The sequence below is a fragment of the Sphingomonas kaistensis genome (assembly GCF_011927725.1).
GTDB lineage: Bacteria > Pseudomonadota > Alphaproteobacteria > Sphingomonadales > Sphingomonadaceae > Sphingomicrobium > Sphingomicrobium kaistense.
In genome coordinates this window covers 2637249-2654939 of sequence record NZ_JAATJC010000001.1, presented here as the reverse complement: position 1 = coordinate 2654939, position 17691 = coordinate 2637249, and the positions used below count along the sequence as shown (strand labels likewise).

General features: G+C 66.3%; 23 protein-coding genes. 20 read left to right on the top strand and 3 right to left on the bottom strand.

Annotated elements, in window-relative coordinates; genetic code table 11:
* On the bottom strand, positions 1-1137 hold the full coding sequence (locus GGQ97_RS13090; RefSeq protein WP_168070238.1) for a winged helix-turn-helix domain-containing protein: 1137 nt from the start codon (positions 1135-1137) through the stop codon (positions 1-3).
* Between the two features lie 93 nt (positions 1138-1230).
* Between GGQ97_RS13090 and GGQ97_RS13085 the strand changes: the two genes are divergently transcribed.
* Positions 1231-1761 (top strand): hypothetical protein, encoded by a 531-nt coding sequence (locus GGQ97_RS13085; protein ID WP_168070237.1) that lies wholly within the window; start codon positions 1231-1233, stop codon positions 1759-1761.
* Between the two features lie 9 nt (positions 1762-1770).
* Positions 1771-2457, top strand: coding sequence for a thiamine phosphate synthase (thiE, locus tag GGQ97_RS13080; protein WP_168070235.1), 687 nt, complete (start codon positions 1771-1773; stop codon positions 2455-2457).
* Here the strand turns inward: thiE and GGQ97_RS13075 are convergent.
* Positions 2454-3140: an HAD family hydrolase gene (locus GGQ97_RS13075; protein WP_168070233.1), complete on the bottom strand. Its 687-nt coding sequence runs from the start codon at positions 3138-3140 to the stop codon at positions 2454-2456. The two genes, thiE and GGQ97_RS13075, sit on opposite strands and share 4 nt — an antisense overlap.
* Before the next feature lie 106 nt (positions 3141-3246).
* Here GGQ97_RS13075 and GGQ97_RS13070 point away from each other — a divergent pair, with 106 nt between their 5' ends.
* From GGQ97_RS13070 to GGQ97_RS13055, 4 genes are all read left to right on the top strand, one after another.
* The gene (locus tag GGQ97_RS13070; RefSeq protein ID WP_168070231.1) at positions 3247-4368 is read left to right on the top strand and encodes a L,D-transpeptidase family protein; all 1122 of its coding nucleotides are present in this window, start codon (positions 3247-3249) and stop codon (positions 4366-4368) included.
* A gap of 4 nt (positions 4369-4372) precedes the next feature.
* Positions 4373-5038, top strand: coding sequence for a M23 family metallopeptidase (locus GGQ97_RS13065; RefSeq protein WP_168070229.1), 666 nt, complete (start codon positions 4373-4375; stop codon positions 5036-5038).
* A gap of 68 nt (positions 5039-5106) precedes the next feature.
* Positions 5107-5670, top strand: coding sequence for an elongation factor P (gene efp / locus GGQ97_RS13060; RefSeq protein WP_168070227.1), 564 nt, complete (start codon positions 5107-5109; stop codon positions 5668-5670).
* A 24-nt stretch (positions 5671-5694) separates the two neighbouring features.
* Positions 5695-6513 carry an inositol monophosphatase family protein gene (locus GGQ97_RS13055; RefSeq protein WP_168070225.1) on the top strand — a complete coding sequence of 273 codons (819 nt, stop codon included), beginning with the start codon at positions 5695-5697 and terminating at the stop codon, positions 6511-6513.
* Here GGQ97_RS13055 and GGQ97_RS13050 read toward each other — a convergent pair.
* Positions 6510-6779 (bottom strand): PepSY domain-containing protein, encoded by a 270-nt coding sequence (locus tag GGQ97_RS13050; protein WP_168070223.1) that lies wholly within the window; start codon positions 6777-6779, stop codon positions 6510-6512. The two genes, GGQ97_RS13055 and GGQ97_RS13050, sit on opposite strands and share 4 nt — an antisense overlap.
* A 149-nt stretch (positions 6780-6928) precedes the next feature.
* Here GGQ97_RS13050 and ndhC point away from each other — a divergent pair, with 149 nt between their 5' ends.
* From ndhC to nuoK, 14 genes are all read left to right on the top strand, one after another.
* The gene (gene ndhC / locus GGQ97_RS13045; protein WP_168070221.1) at positions 6929-7306 is read left to right on the top strand and encodes an NADH-quinone oxidoreductase subunit A; all 378 of its coding nucleotides are present in this window, start codon (positions 6929-6931) and stop codon (positions 7304-7306) included.
* A gap of 98 nt (positions 7307-7404) precedes the next feature.
* Positions 7405-7878, top strand: a complete 474-nt coding sequence (locus tag GGQ97_RS13040; protein WP_168071064.1) for a NuoB/complex I 20 kDa subunit family protein — start codon at positions 7405-7407, stop codon at positions 7876-7878.
* On the top strand, positions 7875-8759 hold the full coding sequence (locus tag GGQ97_RS13035) for an NADH-quinone oxidoreductase subunit C (RefSeq protein WP_168070219.1): 885 nt from the start codon (positions 7875-7877) through the stop codon (positions 8757-8759). Before GGQ97_RS13040 ends, GGQ97_RS13035 begins: the two co-directional genes overlap by 4 nt.
* Before the next feature lie 71 nt (positions 8760-8830).
* A complete protein-coding gene (locus GGQ97_RS13030; protein ID WP_168071062.1) occupies positions 8831-10033 on the top strand; it encodes an NADH-quinone oxidoreductase subunit D in 1203 nt (400 codons plus the stop codon).
* On the top strand, positions 10033-10719 hold the full coding sequence (locus GGQ97_RS13025; protein ID WP_168070218.1) for a complex I 24 kDa subunit family protein: 687 nt from the start codon (positions 10033-10035) through the stop codon (positions 10717-10719). Before GGQ97_RS13030 ends, GGQ97_RS13025 begins: the two co-directional genes overlap by 1 nt.
* Positions 10716-10853, top strand: coding sequence for a hypothetical protein (locus GGQ97_RS13020; protein WP_168070216.1), 138 nt, complete (start codon positions 10716-10718; stop codon positions 10851-10853). The genes GGQ97_RS13025 and GGQ97_RS13020 overlap by 4 nt, the downstream gene beginning before the upstream one ends.
* A 1-nt stretch (position 10854) precedes the next feature.
* The gene (nuoF, locus tag GGQ97_RS13015) at positions 10855-12165 is read left to right on the top strand and encodes an NADH-quinone oxidoreductase subunit NuoF (protein ID WP_168070214.1); all 1311 of its coding nucleotides are present in this window, start codon (positions 10855-10857) and stop codon (positions 12163-12165) included.
* Positions 12162-12848 carry a hypothetical protein gene (locus GGQ97_RS13010; RefSeq protein ID WP_168070213.1) on the top strand — a complete coding sequence of 229 codons (687 nt, stop codon included), beginning with the start codon at positions 12162-12164 and terminating at the stop codon, positions 12846-12848. The genes nuoF and GGQ97_RS13010 overlap by 4 nt, the downstream gene beginning before the upstream one ends.
* Positions 12848-14860 carry an NADH-quinone oxidoreductase subunit NuoG gene (nuoG, locus tag GGQ97_RS13005; RefSeq protein ID WP_168070211.1) on the top strand — a complete coding sequence of 671 codons (2013 nt, stop codon included), beginning with the start codon at positions 12848-12850 and terminating at the stop codon, positions 14858-14860. The genes GGQ97_RS13010 and nuoG overlap by 1 nt, the downstream gene beginning before the upstream one ends.
* Positions 14857-15912 carry an NADH-quinone oxidoreductase subunit NuoH gene (gene nuoH / locus GGQ97_RS13000; RefSeq protein WP_168070209.1) on the top strand — a complete coding sequence of 352 codons (1056 nt, stop codon included), beginning with the start codon at positions 14857-14859 and terminating at the stop codon, positions 15910-15912. Before nuoG ends, nuoH begins: the two co-directional genes overlap by 4 nt.
* The gene (locus GGQ97_RS12995; RefSeq protein WP_168070207.1) at positions 15882-16292 is read left to right on the top strand and encodes a hypothetical protein; all 411 of its coding nucleotides are present in this window, start codon (positions 15882-15884) and stop codon (positions 16290-16292) included. The genes nuoH and GGQ97_RS12995 overlap by 31 nt, the downstream gene beginning before the upstream one ends.
* Positions 16289-16771 (top strand): NADH-quinone oxidoreductase subunit NuoI, encoded by a 483-nt coding sequence (gene nuoI, locus GGQ97_RS12990; protein WP_168070205.1) that lies wholly within the window; start codon positions 16289-16291, stop codon positions 16769-16771. The genes GGQ97_RS12995 and nuoI overlap by 4 nt, the downstream gene beginning before the upstream one ends.
* A 15-nt stretch (positions 16772-16786) precedes the next feature.
* The gene (locus GGQ97_RS12985) at positions 16787-17389 is read left to right on the top strand and encodes an NADH-quinone oxidoreductase subunit J (protein ID WP_168070204.1); all 603 of its coding nucleotides are present in this window, start codon (positions 16787-16789) and stop codon (positions 17387-17389) included.
* Entirely contained in the window at positions 17386-17691 is a 306-nt protein-coding gene (gene nuoK, locus GGQ97_RS12980; RefSeq protein WP_168070202.1) for an NADH-quinone oxidoreductase subunit NuoK, read from the top strand. The genes GGQ97_RS12985 and nuoK overlap by 4 nt, the downstream gene beginning before the upstream one ends.

Here is a 17691-nt window from a genome sequence, read left to right as displayed (position 1 = left end):
TTAGCGCCCGGCGGCGCTTCGGCTCCGCATTACCAGCGCAAAGGCAAGGGTGAGGGCGGCGATGAAGATCGCCCCCTCCACCGCCCCGGCCACCAGCAGCAAAGGTGGCGACAGTTCCGCCAGCAAGCGCCCGAGCGGCGCGTCCGGGTGAACCGCGGCCAGCCCAGCGAGGCTTCCCGCCATCATCTTGCCGCCGCCCAGCGTCACCAGCAGCCCCGCACCCGCGCCTAGCAGGGCGCCCTTGGCGGCAGTGGCCGAGGGAAGGGCGGCGACATCGCGCTCGGCCAGCCACAGGCCTGCGCCGGCAATCGCGCCGATGATCAGCCCTTCGCTTCCACCGGTGATCGCAAGCGGGCGGCTGCCGATCAGCAGCGAAAAGGCATCCAGCCCGATCAGCCGGCCCAATGACCCCACGACCAGCCCGCCGAGCGCGCCGCCGACCATCAGCGGAAGCAGCCGCCCGCGGGCGACCAGCCGCCCGAGCGCGCTTCCACCGCCCACGCCGAGACCGCCGATCAGGCCGATCAGGACGCACAGGCAGGTCATCACCAGCAGGATCGAGATCGCCCCGGTGCCGGGAGGCGGTTCCGTCGCCGCGATCAGGCCATAGCCGATGCCCCCGACCAGCCCGGCGCCCGCCCCGCCGACCAGCCCCGCAGCGCCAAGCAGCAACACCTGCGATCGGGGTGATTGTGATGTGAAAGAGGAGGCAGATGGATCCGTCTGAGGCTGGCGGGCTATCGGCTCGCCAGCAGGATGTCCGGGTGGACTGGCGCCGGTAGCTTTATCACGATCCGGGCCAGGCTCGCGGCCGGCTCCCGACCCGCGCACTTCGGCAACGAAGCGATAGCCATGCCGCGGGACGGTTTCGATGAACCGCGGTCGCCCGGCCTCGTCGCCCAGCGCCTTGCGCAGGGTGCGGATGCACTGGGTCAGCGCCTCGTCGGTGACCGGCACCCCGCGCCACACCTCGGCCATGAAGCGATCCTTGGTGATGAGCTCGCCCGCACGCCCGGCCAGCAGCAACAGCGCGTCGAGGTAACGGCCGCTGATCTCCACCGCGGCGCCATCGCGGGTCAGGCGCCGCTCGGACGGCTCCAGTCGGAAGCCGCCGAATTCCAGCACCTCATTGCTCATCCCGCTCAGCAAATGCTCACCCCTTCCTCATGCCTTTGAGCAGAAGGGCAGGGCAGGGTTCAAGCATCGCAACCTTTCCCCGGAGTGACGAAGATGAGCAATTCGACCGGCCGACGCCCTGCCCTGTGGCGCCTCGCCATGTGGGGGACCCTCGCGACCCTGCTCTCGCTACCAGCCATCTTTCGCTTCCCCTGGACCGCCTCTGATTTCATTCTCATGGGGATCATGCTCGGCAGTGTCGGGCTTGGAATCGAGTTTCTGGTGCGGCGTTCGGGGAGCAACGCCTTCCGCCTGGGCTCCGTAGTGGCGGTGCTGACCGCCTTCATGACCGTCTGGGCCAATCTGGCGGTCGGCATGATCGGGTCGGAGGACAATCCCTACAATCTGTTCTTCATGGGCGTTCCGCTGCTGGCGTTCACCGCCGCGGTCGCCGTCCGGTTCGATCCGCGCCGGACGGCGATCATCATGGCGTTGGCCGCCGCGGTGCAGCTCGGCCTCGCGCTCGGCGGCATGGGCGTCGACCTGCGCGGCGCCCGCTTCAGCTCCTTCTTCGCTTTCCTGTGGCTGATCGCCGCCGCGCTGTTCTGGAGCGCAGCCGTTGGAGACCGCCGCCTGGTCCGCTAGGGCGGCGCGATGATCTACCATGATGACGACTTGACGGTGGAAGGCTTTGCCGAGCGCTTCCACGGAGAATCCCGGGGCGACGCGTCCCTCTACCTGATCAGCCCGCAAGAGGTGGGAGGCGATTTTCCCGACCGTCTGAGCGCTGCGCTGGTGAAGGGCGGGGTGGCGGCGTTCCAGTTGCGGGTGAAGGGCGTCGACCAGCACGCCCTCGCCAAGGCGGCCGAGCCGCTGCAGCGGATCTGCGCCGACCATGAGGTAGCCTTCATCGTCAACGACGACATGGGGCTGGCCAAGCGGCTTGGCGCGGACGGCGTCCACCTCGGGCAAAAGGATGGCGACCCGCGCGAGGCACGGGCGTTGCTGGGGCCGACCGCGCAGATCGGCGTCACCTGCCACGACAGCCGCCACCTGGCGATGGAGGCGGGCGAGAAGGGCGCCGACTATGTCGCGTTCGGGGCCTTCTACCCGACGGCCACCAAAACCGTCAGCCACGTGCCGGAGCTTGGCATCCTTGGCTGGTGGGGCACCCTGTTCGAACTGCCCTGCGTGGCGATCGGCGGGATCACGCCCGACAATGGCCGGCCGCTGGTGGAAGCGGGCGCAGACTTCCTCGCGGTGTGCAGCGCGGTGTGGGGATCGGCAGACCCGGCGCAGGTGATCGCGGCGTTCCAGCCGCTGCTCAAGCGGAGCCGCTAGGGCCGGGCAACCTGCCCGCCGGTGGCTGACCGGCCGCTGAGCGGGCTTTCATCGAAGCGGTCGAGCAGGTCGCCGACATTGTCGTAGATCGCGATCGCGCCCGCCAGCGCCTCGTCGTCGAACAGCCCGGAACGGACCGCGACGGCGCGGATGCCAGCCGCGCCGGCGGCCCGGATGTCATAGGGCGAGTCGCCCACGACCAGTGCCTCGTCCGGTGCGACGCCGATCCTTTGCGCCGCCGCTTCGAACAGGTCCGGACAAGGCTTGGAGTGACCGACGTCGTCGGCGCTGGTCCAGCCGTCCACGATTCCCCGCGCGTCGAGCACGTCGAGGTGCCGTTCCAGTTCGCGCCCGCTGGCCGACGTCGCGAGCATCACCTTCAGCCCTTCGTCGCGGCAACGCTGGAGCAATTGGCGCGCACCGGGGAAGGGCTTCAGCCGATGCATGTAGAGCCTGGCGAACAGCGCCCGGTGCGCAGCGGCCAGCTTCTCGATCTCCTCCGCACTGGCGTCGGGAAGCAAGGCGGGCACGAAATTGTCCGTGCCCTTGCCGATCTGGGCGTGGATGTCGGCCAGCCGGAAATCGTGCCCCGCGGCATGGAAGGCTTCCGCCCAGGCGAGGACATGAAACTGGTTGCTGTCGACCAGGGTGCCGTCGACGTCGAAGAGAATGGCCCGAAACATCACCGCCCAACGAGAAAGCCGGCCGGCGTTTCCGTGGACAATGGGAAAGAAGCCGCGCCTTGGTCGTTACGGGCTGCAACCCTATTGCTCATCGAGGTGCCTGTTCATGCGTAAGCTCGTCCTTCTTCTCGCTGCCGGCGCCGGGCTTGCCGCCGCCGGTCACGCCCTTGCGCAGCAGCCTTCGGCCGCCCCGGCCAACGGCCAGGCCGCCGCCCGCCCGTGGGTCGCTCCGGGGACTCCCGGCTCGCCGATCGATGGCACCATCTTCCACGCCCAGGTTCTGCTCGACGCCGCCGGTTTCCCGAGCGGGGTGATCGACGGCAAGAAGGGCATGGTGTTCGCGCAGGCGGTCAAGGGCTTCCAGCAGAGCCGCGGCCTGCCGGTGACGGGGGAATTGGACGGCGCCACCCGCGCAGCGCTGCTTCAGCTGAGCCGGCCCTCGACCCGGATGCTCCGGCTTGGCGCCAACGACCTGAGCGGCCCGTTCACCTATCCCTTCCCGGAGGAAGCCGCCGACCAGGCCAAGCTCGACGGGCTGCATTACCGCAATGCGCTGGAGCAACTGGCCGAGCGGTTCCACACCACGCCGCGGACGATCGTCGCCTTGAACGGCCCGGACAAGGCGATCGGGCAGGGAGCCGTGCTGCGGCTGCCCAATATCCTTCCGTCCTCGCGGGACTATGCCGGTGCGGTCGACGACAAGCAGAGCCGCCTGCTCAATTTCTTCAACGTCGACGCGAGCCAGCCCAGGGGCGACTTCATCGTGGTCGACAAGTCGGAGGGCGTTCTCCGGGTCTATCAGGGCGAGGTGCCCAAGGGCGAGTTCAGCACAAATTCCAACCCCGGGCCGGCGCCGAAGCTCGACGACAATCCCGGCAAGCTGGTGGCGCAGTTTCCGGTGACCATGGGCTCGTCCAAATATCCGCTTCCGATCGGGCGCTGGAAGGTGACAACCTATGCCTTCGAGCCGCCGTTCAAGTTCCAGCCGGAACTGCTCAACGGCACCGACGCGAACGACAAGGAGGAGCTGCTGCCCCCCGGACCGAACGGTCCGGTCGGGATCGCCTGGCTCGACCTCACCAAGGAGCATTACGGCATTCACGGCACCAATTCGCCCGAAACCATCGGCCGGGCCGAGAGCTCGGGCTGCATCCGGCTCGCCAACTGGGACGTAATCCGCCTCAGCCGGATCATGAAGCCCGGCTTCACGGCGATCTTCCAGGCCTAGCGGGATGAGGGTCAGCCGCTTTAGCCTGTTCGGCAATGCGGTGGTATTCGCCTTGCTGGCGTTTGGTGCCTGGCTGTGGTGGCGCAACGTGTCGCGGACGGCGGATCCGCCCAATGCCGCGGTCGCGATCCTCGCCGAATCCGCCGAAAAGGTCGGTGTCGACAGCAGTCGCGGCGTCCCGCGGCGGGCCGGCGGGCCGTCAGGGCCCCTGATCGTCGCCCCGTCCGGATTGGCGATCCCGGTGGCCGGGGTCCGCGCCGACCAGCTGACCGACACCTACACCGCCAGCCGGGGTGGAGGCAGCCGCGTCCACAATGCGATCGACATCATGGCGCCGCGCGGCACCCCGGTGGTGGCGGCGACCGAAGGCACCGTCGAGAAGCTCTATTTCTCGCACGGCGGAGGCGGAATCACCGCCTACGTCCGCTCGCCCGATGGGCAGTGGCTGCATTATTACGCCCACCTCGATTCCTATGCGCCGGCACTGAAGGAAGGGCAGCGGGTCCGCCGCGGGGACCCGATCGGCACCGTCGGGATCAGCGGCAACGCCAGTCCGTCGGGACCCCACCTCCATTACGCCATTTACCGGATGAGTCCGGGCGAGCGCTGGTGGCAGGGTGCCCCGATCAACCCCTACCCGCAGCTTGCCGGAAAAGCAGAACGCGGGTAGGGGCGGCGCCTCGACCGGGCTCGTTCCGGCCAAGCTCTTTCAACCTGTAGAAGCGGAAAAGCGGGTCCATGAAGATCAGCGGTGTGGAAATTCGTCCCGGCAACATCATCGAGTATGAAGGCGGCATCTGGCGTGCGGTGAAGATCCAGCACACCCAGCCCGGCAAGGGCGGCGCCTATATGCAGGTCGAGCTCAAGAACCTGCGCGATGGCCGCAAGAACAACGTCCGCTTCCGCTCGGCCGAAAGCGTCGAGCGCGTACGCCTCGACACCAAGGATTTCCAGTTCCTGTTCGCCGAGGGCGACGGCCTGGTCTTCATGGACAAGGAAACCTACGACCAGACGACGCTTCCGCGCGACCTGCTCGGCGACGCCGCGGCGTTCCTGCAGGACGGCATGGACGTCGTCATGGAGCTGTACGACGAGGAAGCGATCAGCGTGCAGCTGCCCGACACCGTCGAGGCGACCATCGTCGAGGCCGACGCGGTGGTGAAGGGGCAGACCGCCTCGTCCAGCTACAAGCCCGCCGTGCTCGACAATGGCGTGCGTGTGATGGTGCCGCCGCACATCGGCGCGGGCACCAAGATCGTGGTCGACGTCTACGAGCAGACCTACGTCCGCCGCGCGGACTGATCGAACAAGAACCGAGGTAGTTCAGTGGTTACCCATTCCGGCCTGATCGCCGTCATGCAAAAGGCCGCCCGCAAGGCAGCTCCCAAGCTCCGCCGCGACTTCGGGGAGGTTGCCGAGCTGCAGGTTTCCAAGAAGGGGCCGGGCGATTTCGTGACCATGGCCGACAAGCAGGCCGAGGAGACGATCCTCGGCGAGCTCAAGGCCGCGCGTCCGGACTGGAACTTCCTGCTCGAGGAAGGCGGCGAGATCGCCGGCAACCCCGCCAAGCCGCGCTTCATCATCGATCCGCTGGATGGCACCACCAACTTCCTCCACGGAATCCCGCACTTCGCCATCTCGATCGCGGTCGAGGAGAAGAAGCCTAACGGGCAGCCGGACATCACCCATGCTTTGGTCTACCAGCCGCTGACCGACGAGACCTTCTGGGCCGAGAAGGGCCGGGGAAGCTGGCTTCACGACCGGCGCCTCAGGGTGTCGGCCCGCCGCTACCTCGACGAGAGCCTGATCGGGACCGGGATCCCGCACCTCGGCCGCTCGGACTCGGCGCAGTGGACCAAAATCTATAATGCGATCGCGCCCGAAGTGGCCGGAATTCGCCGTTTCGGTGCCGCCAGCCTCGACTTCGCGTGGGTCGCGGCGGGACGGATGGACGGTTTCTGGGAACAGGACCTCGACCCGTGGGACAGCGCCGCGGGCATGCTGCTGGTTAAGGAAGCAGGCGGGTTCGTGTCCGACTATCGCGGTCAGGACCGGATGATGGAGCGGCGCGAGTATCTGGCCGCCAACGGCGACCTCCACAGCCGCCTCCACAAGCTGGTCGCGGGAGCACTGCGCGACCGTTAGTCGTCGCGCTCGCGCTTCACGATGCGAAGCGTGCGGGGATCGATCTTGAGGTCGTAACGGACACCGGCCCGGGTGCGGGCGTCGTCCACTTCCCAGCGCGGACCGTCGTCGTCGAGCTCGATCTCTTCCCAGCTGACGAAGCCGGCCTGCCGCAGCACCCGCTCGACCGCCGTCCGCTCGCTCGCCGTCGGGGCGCGGTCGGCCAGGGCGGGGGTGGCGGTTCCAGCCAGGCTGCCAAGCACGGCCAAGGTCCAGAGGGTCCGCATCGCATTCTCCTGTAGGGCGTCTCACGGGGTGAACCCTCATCAAGTCCCGGAGTTTCCCTCTCAAAAGGGGCGATCTCGCCGGTGCAGGATGTTGTCTACTTGTATTGCCTGCTCTAGAGCGCGGCCAAACCAATACCGGAGAGTCTCGCGTGGCCTCAGTTGCCGCACAATATCTGCCGATCCTGCTGTTCCTGGGTGTCGCTCTCGGCCTCAGCCTGCTGTTCGTGATCGCGCCGATCATTGCGTCCAAGTTCACCGGCGCCGACCGGCCCTATGCCGAGAAGCTGACCGAATATGAGTGCGGCTTCCCGGCCTTCGAGGATTCGCGCTCGCAGTTCGACGTCCGCTTCTACCTGGTCGCCATCCTGTTCATCGTGTTCGACCTGGAAGCCGCCTTCCTATTTCCATGGGCGGTCACGCTGGACACCACCGGCTGGCTGGGCTGGGGCGCAATGATGGTGTTCCTCGCCGAACTCGGTCTCGGCCTTGCCTACGCCTGGAAGAAGGGAGCGCTCGAATGGGAGTGATGCTCGACCCCGCGGCGAACCCTTATCCCACCGAGGAAGAGCTCGCCCGCGCCTATGGCCTGGTCCCGGGATCGCCGGAGCATGCCCGCCTGACTGAGATGGGCAAGGACCTCGACGAGAAGGGCTTCCTCGTGACGTCCGCCGAGGACCTGTTCACCTGGGCCCGCACCGGCTCCCTGTGGTGGATGACCTTCGGCCTCGCATGCTGCGCGGTGGAGATGATCCACGTCAACATGCCGCGCTATGACCTGGAACGCTTCGGCGTCGCCCCGCGCGCGTCCCCACGCCAGTCGGACGTGATGATCGTCGCCGGTACCCTGTGCAACAAGATGGCCCCGGCGCTGCGCCGCGTCTACGACCAGATGGCCGAGCCTCGCTACGTCATCTCGATGGGCAGCTGCGCCAATGGCGGCGGCTATTATCACTACAGCTACAGCGTCGTTCGTGGCTGCGACCGGATCGTCCCGGTCGACATCTACGTGCCCGGATGCCCGCCGACCGCAGAGGCTCTGCTCTACGGGATCATGCAATTGCAGCGGAAGATCCGCCGCGAGGGGACGTTCGAACGGTGACCCATTCGGCTCCCAGGACCGCGTCCGACGAGGGCGTGATCGGCGCGGCCCAGGCTGCGCTCGGTGCGCTGATCCTCGACACCAAGGATCATGCGGACGAGATCACGCTGACCGTGCAGCGCGAAGGCCTTGCCGAGGCCTGCCGCCTGCTGCGCGACACGCCGGGCCTCGAATATCAGCAACTGATGGAGATCGCTGGGGTCGATTATCCCGACCATCCCGAGCGTTTCGAGGTCAATTACCACCTCCTGTCGCTGACCCGGAACCGCCGCATCCGCGTCAAGGTCCGCACCGACGAGACGACCCCGGTGCCGACCGTCACCACCCTGTGGCCGGTCGCCGGCTGGCTCGAGCGCGAGGTGTTCGACCTCTATGGCGTGACCTTCGCCGGCAATGCCGACCTGCGCCGGATCCTCACCGATTACGGGTTCGAGGGTCATCCGCTGCGCAAGGACTTTCCGCTGACGGGCTATACCGAGATGCGTTATTCGGAAGCCGAGAAGCGCGTGATCTACGAGCCGGTCAGCCTCGCCCAGGATTTCCGCACGTTCGACTTCCTGACGCCGTGGAACGGGCCCGAATATCGCCTGCCGGGCGACGAGAAGGCTGAACCCGAAGCGCCCGGCGCGCCGTCGCCTGCGCCCGCCAGGACCGATCCGCCCAAGGTTGAGGCTGGCAAGGGCGCCGGCCCGCGCGGCGGCGAGAAGCCGTACAATACCGACAACGAAGACCGGAAGACCGCCGGTGCCGCCGAGGCCCATGCCGAAGCGCGCAAGGATAATGGCGCCAAGTCCGCGCAAGTGGGCGGCAAGGCCACCGATACCGACGAGCCGGTGCCCGTCAGCAAGAACGTGACCCGCGACGGCGGGGAGGCGCAATAATGGCTATCAGCGAAGAGAATGGCGTCGTCGTCGACGAGAAGCGCCAGACCACCCGCGTCGAAGTCGGCGTGATGCCGGAACTGGGCGACCAGAATCCCGGCGACGAATCGATCCAGAACTACACGATCAATTTCGGCCCGCAGCACCCGGCTGCGCACGGCGTGCTGCGCCTGATCATGGAACTGGACGGCGAGATCGTCGAACGCTGCGATCCGCACGTCGGCCTGCTTCACCGCGGCACCGAGAAGCTGATCGAATACAAGACCTACGCGCAGGCGATCCCCTATTTCGATCGCCTCGATTACTGCTCGCCGATGTGCATGGAGCATAGCTTCGTGCTCGCGGCCGAGAAGCTGATGGGCCTCGAGGTGCCGATCCGCGCCCAGTACATCCGGGTGATGATGGCGGAACTCACCCGCATCAAGAACCACATGCTGAACCTTGGCAGCCATGTCATGGACGTGGGCGCAATGACGCCCAACCTGTGGATGTTCGAGCTGCGCGAAGATCTGATGCAGATCTACGAAAGCGTGTCGGGCGCGCGGATGCACGCCAACTATTTCCGCGTCGGCGGCGTCCATCAGGACATTGCTCCCAAGACCTTCGACGAGATCGGCACCTTCCTCGACAAGCGCCTGGGCCTGTTCGAGGACGCGATCAGCCTGGTCGCCGACAATCGCATCTTCAAGCAGCGCAACGTCGACATCGCCACGGTCACCAAGGAAGACGCGATCGCCTGGGGCTTCTCGGGCCCGATGATCCGCGGCTCGGGCATTCCGTGGGATATCCGCAAGAGCCAGCCCTACGAGGTCTACGACCGGATGGAGTTCGACGTGCCGGTCGGCACGCGCGGCGATTGCTACGATCGCTTCATGGTCCGGGTCGAAGAAGTGCGGCAGAGCTGGCGCATCGTCCGCCAGTGCCTGAACGAGATGCCAAAGGGCGAGATCGGCAGCAGCGACCGCAAGGTGTTCCCGCCCAAGCGGGCCGAGATGAAGACCTCGATGGAGGCCCTCATCCACCACTTCAAGCTCTACACCGAAGGCTATCACGTGCCGGCGGGCGAAGTGTATGTCGCGACCGAAAGTCCCAAGGGCGAGTTCGGCGTCTATCTGGTCGCCGACGGTTCCAACAAGCCCTACCGCTGCAAGATCCGGCCGACCGCGTTCAGCCACCTGCAGGCGATGGACTTCATGATGAAGGGTCACATGCTGGCCGATACGACTGCCGTTCTCGGCGCGATGGACATCGTGTTCGGGGAGTGTGACCGCTAATGGCCGAGCGTCACTTCGCCCCCGACGTCCCCGAACTGCGCGAGCGCTGGAGCGCTTTCGCGTGGGACAAGGCGCATGCGCCCGAGGCCGCGCGTGCCCTCGCCAAATATCCCGAAGGCCGCAAGGCGTCGGCGGTGATCCCGTTGCTCGACCTCGCCCAGCGCCAAGTCGGCGCCGAAACCGGCACGCAGGGCTGGCTGCCGATCCCGGTGATCGAGTTCGTCGCGGCGGAGTGCGGCTTGCCGCCGATCCGCGCGATGGAGGTCGCCAGCTTCTACACCATGTTCAACCTGGTGCCTGTGGGCAAATTCCACGTCCAGGTGTGCGGCACCACGCCGTGCATGCTGCGCGGCTCCGACGACGTGCTCAAGGCCTGCTATGCCAAGGGCATGAAGAAGGGCGGGACCTCGCCCGATGGCCTGTTCACCCTGACCGAGGTCGAGTGCCTGGGCGCCTGCGCCAATGCACCGATGGTCCAGATCAACGACGACAATTTCGAGGATCTGACTGAAGAGAGCATGACTGCCGTGCTGGACGCGCTGGCGGCCGGGCGTCCGGTCAAGCCGGGCTCGCAGATCGGGCGGCAGACCAGCTGCCCGGAGGGCGGACCGACCAGCCTCAAGAAGATGACCGAGCGCAACTACGACTATCGCCCGATGTGGGCCGAGGCGGGCGAAGGCGCGTGAGCATCGTCGTCATCCTGGTCGGGCTGCTGCTCGCCTTTCTTGCGTTTCGGTTTATCGCCGGCATCGTGAAGTTTGCCGTCCTCGCGGCGATCGTCATCGCGGTCATCTACTTCCTCAGCCAGGGCTCGCTTTAAGATGGGCTACACAGGACCGCTGTCCGACAAGGACCGCATCTTCACCAACGTCTACGGCTTCCAGTCGCCCGATCTGAAGGCGGCGCAGGCGCGTGGCGACTGGGACAACACCAAGGCGCTGATGGCCGTCGGCCAGGACGCGATAATCGACGCGGTCAAGGCCAGCGGCCTTCGCGGACGCGGCGGTGCGGGCTTCCCGACCGGCATGAAGTGGAGCTTCATGCCCAAGGAGCCCAAGCCGGGTAAGCCCAACTTCCTCGTCATCAACGCCGACGAATCCGAGCCGGGGTCGTGCAAGGACCGCGAGATCATCCGCCACGATCCGCACAAGCTGATCGAAGGCGCGCTGATCGCGAGCTTCGCGATGCGCGCGCGGGCCTGCTACATCTACATCCGCGGCGAATATATCCGTGAGGCGCAGGCGCTCGAGAAGGCGATCGCCGAGGCTTATGCCGCCGGCTTGGTCGGCAAGAATGCAGCGGGGTCGGGCTACGACTTCGACATTTTCTGCCACCGCGGTGCGGGCGCCTACATCTGCGGCGAAGAAACCGCGATGCTGGAAAGCCTCGAAGGCAAGATGGGCCGTCCGCGCCTCAAGCCGCCGTTCCCGGCCGGTGCCGGCCTCTACGGCTGCCCGACCACGGTCAACAACGTCGAATCGATCGCCGTGGTCCCGACCATCCTGCGCCGCGGCGCCAGCTGGTTCGCCGGCTTCGGGCGCGAGAAGAACGAGGGCACCAAGCTCTTCCAGATCAGCGGGCATGTGAACAAGCCTGCGGTGGTCGAGGAGAGCATGAGCATCTCCTTCCGCGAACTGATCGACCGCCACTGCGGCGGCATCCGCGGCGGATGGGACAATCTCCTCGCAGTGATCCCGGGTGGTTCCTCGGTCCCGCTGGTTCCGGCGGCCGAGATCATGGACGCGCCGATGGACTTCGACGGTCTGAAGGCGGTCGGTTCGGGCCTTGGCACCGCCGCCGTGATCGTCATGGACAAGTCGACAGACATCGTCCGCGCGATTTCCCGAATCAGCTATTTCTACAAGCATGAGAGCTGCGGCCAGTGCACCCCGTGCCGCGAAGGCACCGGCTGGATGTGGCGGATCATGGAGCGGCTGCGCGAAGGCGACGGCAGCCCCGAACTGATCGACAAGCTGTACGACGTCACCAAGCAGGTCGAAGGCCACACCATCTGTGCGCTCGGCGACGCGGCGGCATGGCCGATCCAGGGCCTGATCAAGCATTTCCGCCCCGAGATCGAGCGCCGCATGGCGGAGCGTAATGGCGGCGCGATGCTGGAGGCGGCCGAGTGAAACGGGCGCTGCTGACAGGCATGGTGCTGGCATGTTCGGCATCTGCTGCGGCCGGGCAGCAGACCGGCATCGGCTATGCGCCGCCGACCGTGGCCCGCAAGGCGCTCCAGGACTATGCCTGGTGCACCGTGCGACGGGAGCCCGCGCTGGCGCATCGGTTCGTAATTCTGTCGAAGGGCGAGCAGCTGTCGCCCGCCGAATTCCAGCGGCTGCACGATGGCCGTTGCCTGGTTCAGGTCACTGCGCAACTAGGAATGCGACTGTGGCAGTCGCAGGCGGCCCTGGCCGAGGCGCTGCTGATCCGCGACCGCGGGCTGCAGGGATCGACGACGTTTTCTGCTGTTCCAGCGCTTGACTGGACCGCGACGTCGCCCTTCGTGACCGGCCAGAATTTCGACGCTGCCGCGCTGTCGCGCCTTGCCGCTGAAGATGCGCGCAACCACCAGATCGCGCGCCTTGGCGAATGCGTCGCGCGCGCCGACCCGGCAGGGGCGGTCGGCGTGCTCAAGACGAACATCGACACGGATTCGGAGCGGAAGCGCTTTACCGCCTTGGCGCCGCGGATCGCGCTGTGCGTGCAGCAGGGGCAGACCCGCAACTTCAACCGGACCAACCTGCGCGCCGGCATGGCGCTGGCTTATTACCGTCTGGCCGTCGCGACGGCGGCCCAAGGGAAAGTTTGATGCCCAAAGTTACCGTCGACGGCGAAGAGATCGAAGTCCCCGCGGGGGCGACCGTGCTGCAGGCGTGCGAGCTTGCCGGCAAGGAGATCCCGCGCTTCTGCTACCATGAGCGGCTGAGCATCGCCGGCAATTGCCGCATGTGCCTGGTCGAGGTCGCGCCCGGACCGCCCAAGCCGCAGGCGAGCTGCGCGCTTCCGGCCGCCGACGGGCAGACGATCCGCACCGACACCGCGATGGTCAAGAAGGCGCGCGAAGGGGTGATGGAGTTCCTCCTCATCAACCACCCGCTCGACTGCCCGATCTGCGACCAGGGCGGCGAATGCGACCTGCAGGACCAGGCGATGGCCTATGGCCGCTCGTCCAGCCGGTTCGACGAGAACAAGCGCTCGGTCGACGACAAATATATGGGTCCGGTCATCAAGACCGCGATGACCCGCTGCATCCAGTGCACGCGCTGCGTGCGCTTTGCCGAGGAAGTGGCGGGAACGCCCGAGCTCGGCATGCTCTATCGCGGCGAGGATGCGCAGATCACGGCCTATCTGGAACGCGCACTGACCAGCGAGCTGAGCGGCAACCTTGCCGACCTGTGTCCGGTGGGCGCGCTGCTGCAGGCGCCGCAGAACTTCGAATATCGGCCGTGGGAATTGCGCAAGATCCCTTCGATCGACGTGATGGACGCGGTCGGCAGCAACATCCGCCTCGACGTTCGCGGGCCGCAGGTGATGCGGATCCTGCCGCGCATCAACGAGGACGTGAACGAGGAGTGGATCAGCGACAAAACGCGGCATCATGCCGACGCGCTGGTCCGCAACCGCCTCGACCGTCCGTGGCTGCGTGAAGGCGGCAAGCTGCGCGCGGCGACCTGGGCCGAGGCACTCGATGTGTTCGCCTCCAAGCTCAAGGCCGCGGGCTCGAAGGTCGCGGCGGTCGCCGGCGACCTGCTCGACGCCGAGACGATGTTCGCGGCCAGGAAGCTGCTCGAGGGGCAGGGCTCGACCCTGCTCGAAGGGCGCCAGACCGGCCTCGATTATGACGTCACCTCGCTGTCGGCGGTCGCGTTCAACTCGACCCTCGCGGGGATCGAGACGGCCGACGCCATCCTGCTGATCGGCACCAACCCGCGCTGGGAAGCGCCGCTGGTCAACACCCGCTTGCTCAAGGCGTCGCGCCGGGCTGGTGCGGCGGTGTTCAGCGTCGGACCGGCGGTCGACCTGACGTATCCAGTCACCGACCTCGGCGACGACCTGTCGATCCTGGGCAAGCTTCCCAAGGCGGTCACCGAAGCCTTCGCCAAGGCGGAGCGTCCGGCTGTCATCGTCGGTCCCGGCGCGCTTGGCGCAGGGGCGCTCGGCGCCGCGCTGGCGCTGGCCGGGCCGCTGGGCCTGGTCAAGGACGGCTGGAACGGCTTCAACGTCATCCATACCGCCGCCAGCCGAATGGCCTCGCTGATGCTGGGTTACGGCCAGAAGGGCGGCATCGCCGATCTCGAGGCCGCTTCGCCCGAGCTCGTCCTGCTGCTTGGTGCCGATGAAGTCGCTCCCGAGCGCTTCGCCGGGGCCTTCAAGGTCTACATCGGCCACCATGGCGACAAGGGTGCCAAGCAGGCCGATCTCGTCCTGCCGGGCTCCGCCTACAGCGAAAAGCACGGCACCTTCGTCAATCTCGAAGGCCGCGTGCAGCGGGCCGAAAAGGCGAGCTTCGCCCCGGGCGAGGCGCGTGAGGACTGGACTATCCTGCGGGCCGTGTCCGACCTCATCGGCAAGCCGCTTTCGTTCGACCGGTTCGACCAGCTTCGCGCCGCTATGGTCGCCGAAGTTCCGGCTCTGGGCGAGACCGGCCTGATCGACCTGCCGTGGTCGCCGCCGTCGCTTTCCGCCGAGGCCAGCGGCCCGGTCGGCCTGCCGGTCAAGGATTTCTACCTCACCAACGCCATCAGCCGCGCCAGCCCTGTCATGCAGCGCTGCTCGGCCGAGCTGATCCACGGCCAGACCTTTGCCGAGGCTGCGGAATGACCAATTTCTTCCAGACCAATCTGCACCTCAACTACGACTGGTCGTGGTTCCTGGCGACCATCGCCGGTATCCTGCTGATCGCGCTTCCGCTGATGCTGGCGGTGGCGATGATCATCTATGCCGAGCGCAAGATCTGGGCCGCCATGGCGCTTCGCCGCGGTCCCAACGTGGTCGGGCCGTTCGGCCTGCTGCAAAGCTTCGCCGACGGCCTCAAGGTCTTCCTCAAGGAAACCATCGTCCCGACCAGCGCCAACAAGGGCCTGTTCCTGCTGGCGCCGATCATCAGCTTCACCGTTGCGCTGATCGTCTGGGCGGTGGTGCCGTTCGACGTCGGCGTCGTACTGGCGAACATCAATGTCGGCCTGCTCTACATTCTCGCGGCGTCGAGCCTCGGGGTTTACGGCATCATCATCGCCGGCTGGGCGTCCAACTCGAAATATCCGTTCTTCTCGGCGCTCCGTGCGGCCGCGCAGATGGTCAGCTACGAAGTCTCGATCGGGTTCGTCCTGATCTGCGTCGTGCTCTACGCCGGCACCTTCAACATGACCGACATCGTGCTTGCGCAGAAGGGCCACATCTTCGGGCTGCTGAACGGCTTTGGCTTCAATCCGCTGCTGTTTCCGATGGCGGTGGTTTTCCTGATCTCATCGATGGCCGAAACCTTCCGCACGCCGTTCGACCTGACCGAGGCCGAGAGCGAGCTCGTCGCCGGTTTCCAGACCGAATATTCGTCGATGAGCTTCGCGCTCTTCTGGCTCGGCGAATATGGCAACGTCATCCTGATGTGCGCCCTCAACGCCATCCTGTTCTGGGGCGGGTTCCTGCCGCCGCTCAACATCGACCTCATCCCGTGGTTCGACATTCCGGGCATCATCTGGCTGTTCGTGAAGATGATGTTCTTCTTCTTCGTGTTCGGCTGGGTCCGCGCGACCGTGCCGCGGTATCGCTACGACCAGCTGATGCGGCTGGGCTGGAAGATTTTCCTCCCGCTGTCGCTGTTCTTCGTCTTCGCCATCAGCCTGTGGCTGATGCTGACGAGGTACGGCGGATGATGCTGCTCGCCGCCTCGATCTTCCCCGTGATGCTTCGCTGCACGGTGATGGAAACCATCCCGCTGCGGGGTGAAACCCGGGACATGCGGATGATGTTCGCCGACCGTGGGCTGACCTTCGAGCCGGCCCTGGCGGAACGGCTGGGCGTGTCGCGAGCGGACGGAAGCTGGGACGGCCAGCAGTGGAATCTCGAGGCGACTCCCGCTGCGGGAGGGACGTTCGAGGCGGTCTTCATGCCGCACGACACGGCGGAGGGCCGGTTCGGCCTCGACTGGCGGCGGCTCGGTGCCAAGAAGCCGGGGGCGGAGCCAGCGATAATGTCATCGGGCATCGCCGATTGCCGAGCGACCAACATGCCCAAGGAAGGTCAGTCGAAGTGATCGCGCAGTTCGTAAAGTCGTTCACCCTTTGGGAGTTCGTGAAGGCGCACGCCCTCACCTTGAAGTATTTCTTCAAGCCCAAGGCGACGATCAACTACCCGTACGAGAAGACCCCGCAGAGCCCGCGCTTCCGCGGCGAGCATGCACTGCGCCGTTACCCGAATGGCGAAGAACGCTGCATCGCCTGCAAGCTGTGCGAGGCGGTGTGCCCGGCATTGGCGATCACCATCGAGGCCGAACCGCGCGAGGACGGCAGCCGCCGCACCACTCGCTACGACATCGACATGGTGAAGTGCATCTATTGCGGCCTGTGCGCCGAGGCATGCCCGGTCGACGCCATCGTCGAGGGTCCGAACATCGAATTTTCGACCGAAACGCGGGAAGAGCTGTTGTACGACAAGTCCAAGCTCCTCGCGAACGGTGACCGCTGGGAGGCGGCGATCGCGGCGAACCTTGCCGCCGATGCGCCCTACCGTTAAGCGCCCGGCCAACCCATGATCGCCCTTCTCGCCTTCTACCTCTTCGCGACCGTCACCATCACGTCCGCCGTGCTGGTGATCTTCGCCCGCAACCCCGTGCACTCGGTGCTGTGGCTGATCCTCGCCTTCTTCAACGCGGCCGGCCTGATGCTGCTGGTCGGGGCCGAGTTCATCGCCATGCTGCTGGTGATCGTCTACGTCGGCGCGGTCGCGGTGCTGTTCCTGTTCGTGGTCATGATGCTGGACATCGACTTCAGCCAGCTGCGCTCGGGCTTCAACCGCAACCTCCCGTTCGGGCTGCTGATCGCGATCGTGCTGCTGGCCGAGATCGTGATCGCCATGTCGGCCTACAAGGCGGGTCCGGCGATGGCCGGCGCTCCCCCGGTCCAGTCGGTGCCCAACATCGAAGCGCTCGGGGCCGAGCTTTACACCCGCTACCTGCTGCCGTTCGAACTTGCCGGCTTCATCCTGCTGGTGGCGATGATCGGCGCGATCGTGCTGACCCACCGCAGCCGCGGCGACGCCCGCGGGCAGAATGCCAGCCGTCAGATCGGCCGCCGCCCGCAGGACGCTGTGCGCAACGTCAATCAGCCCGTCGGCAAGGGGATCGAGCTGTGATCGGCCTGGTGCATTATCTGACCGTGTCGGCGATCCTGTTCGTGATCGGGGTGCTCGGCATCTTCCTCAATCGCCGCAACGTCATCCTGATGCTGATGGCAATCGAATTGCTGCTGCTCAGCGTCAACATCAACCTCGTCGCTTTCAGCGCCTTCCTGGGCGACATGAAGGGGCAGATCTTCGCCATGTTCGTGCTGACCGTCGCCGCCGCCGAGGCCGCGATCGGGCTTGCCATCCTGGTGATCTTCTTCCGCCGCCGCGGGACCATCGCGGTCGACGCCGCCGACCAGATGCGCGGGTAA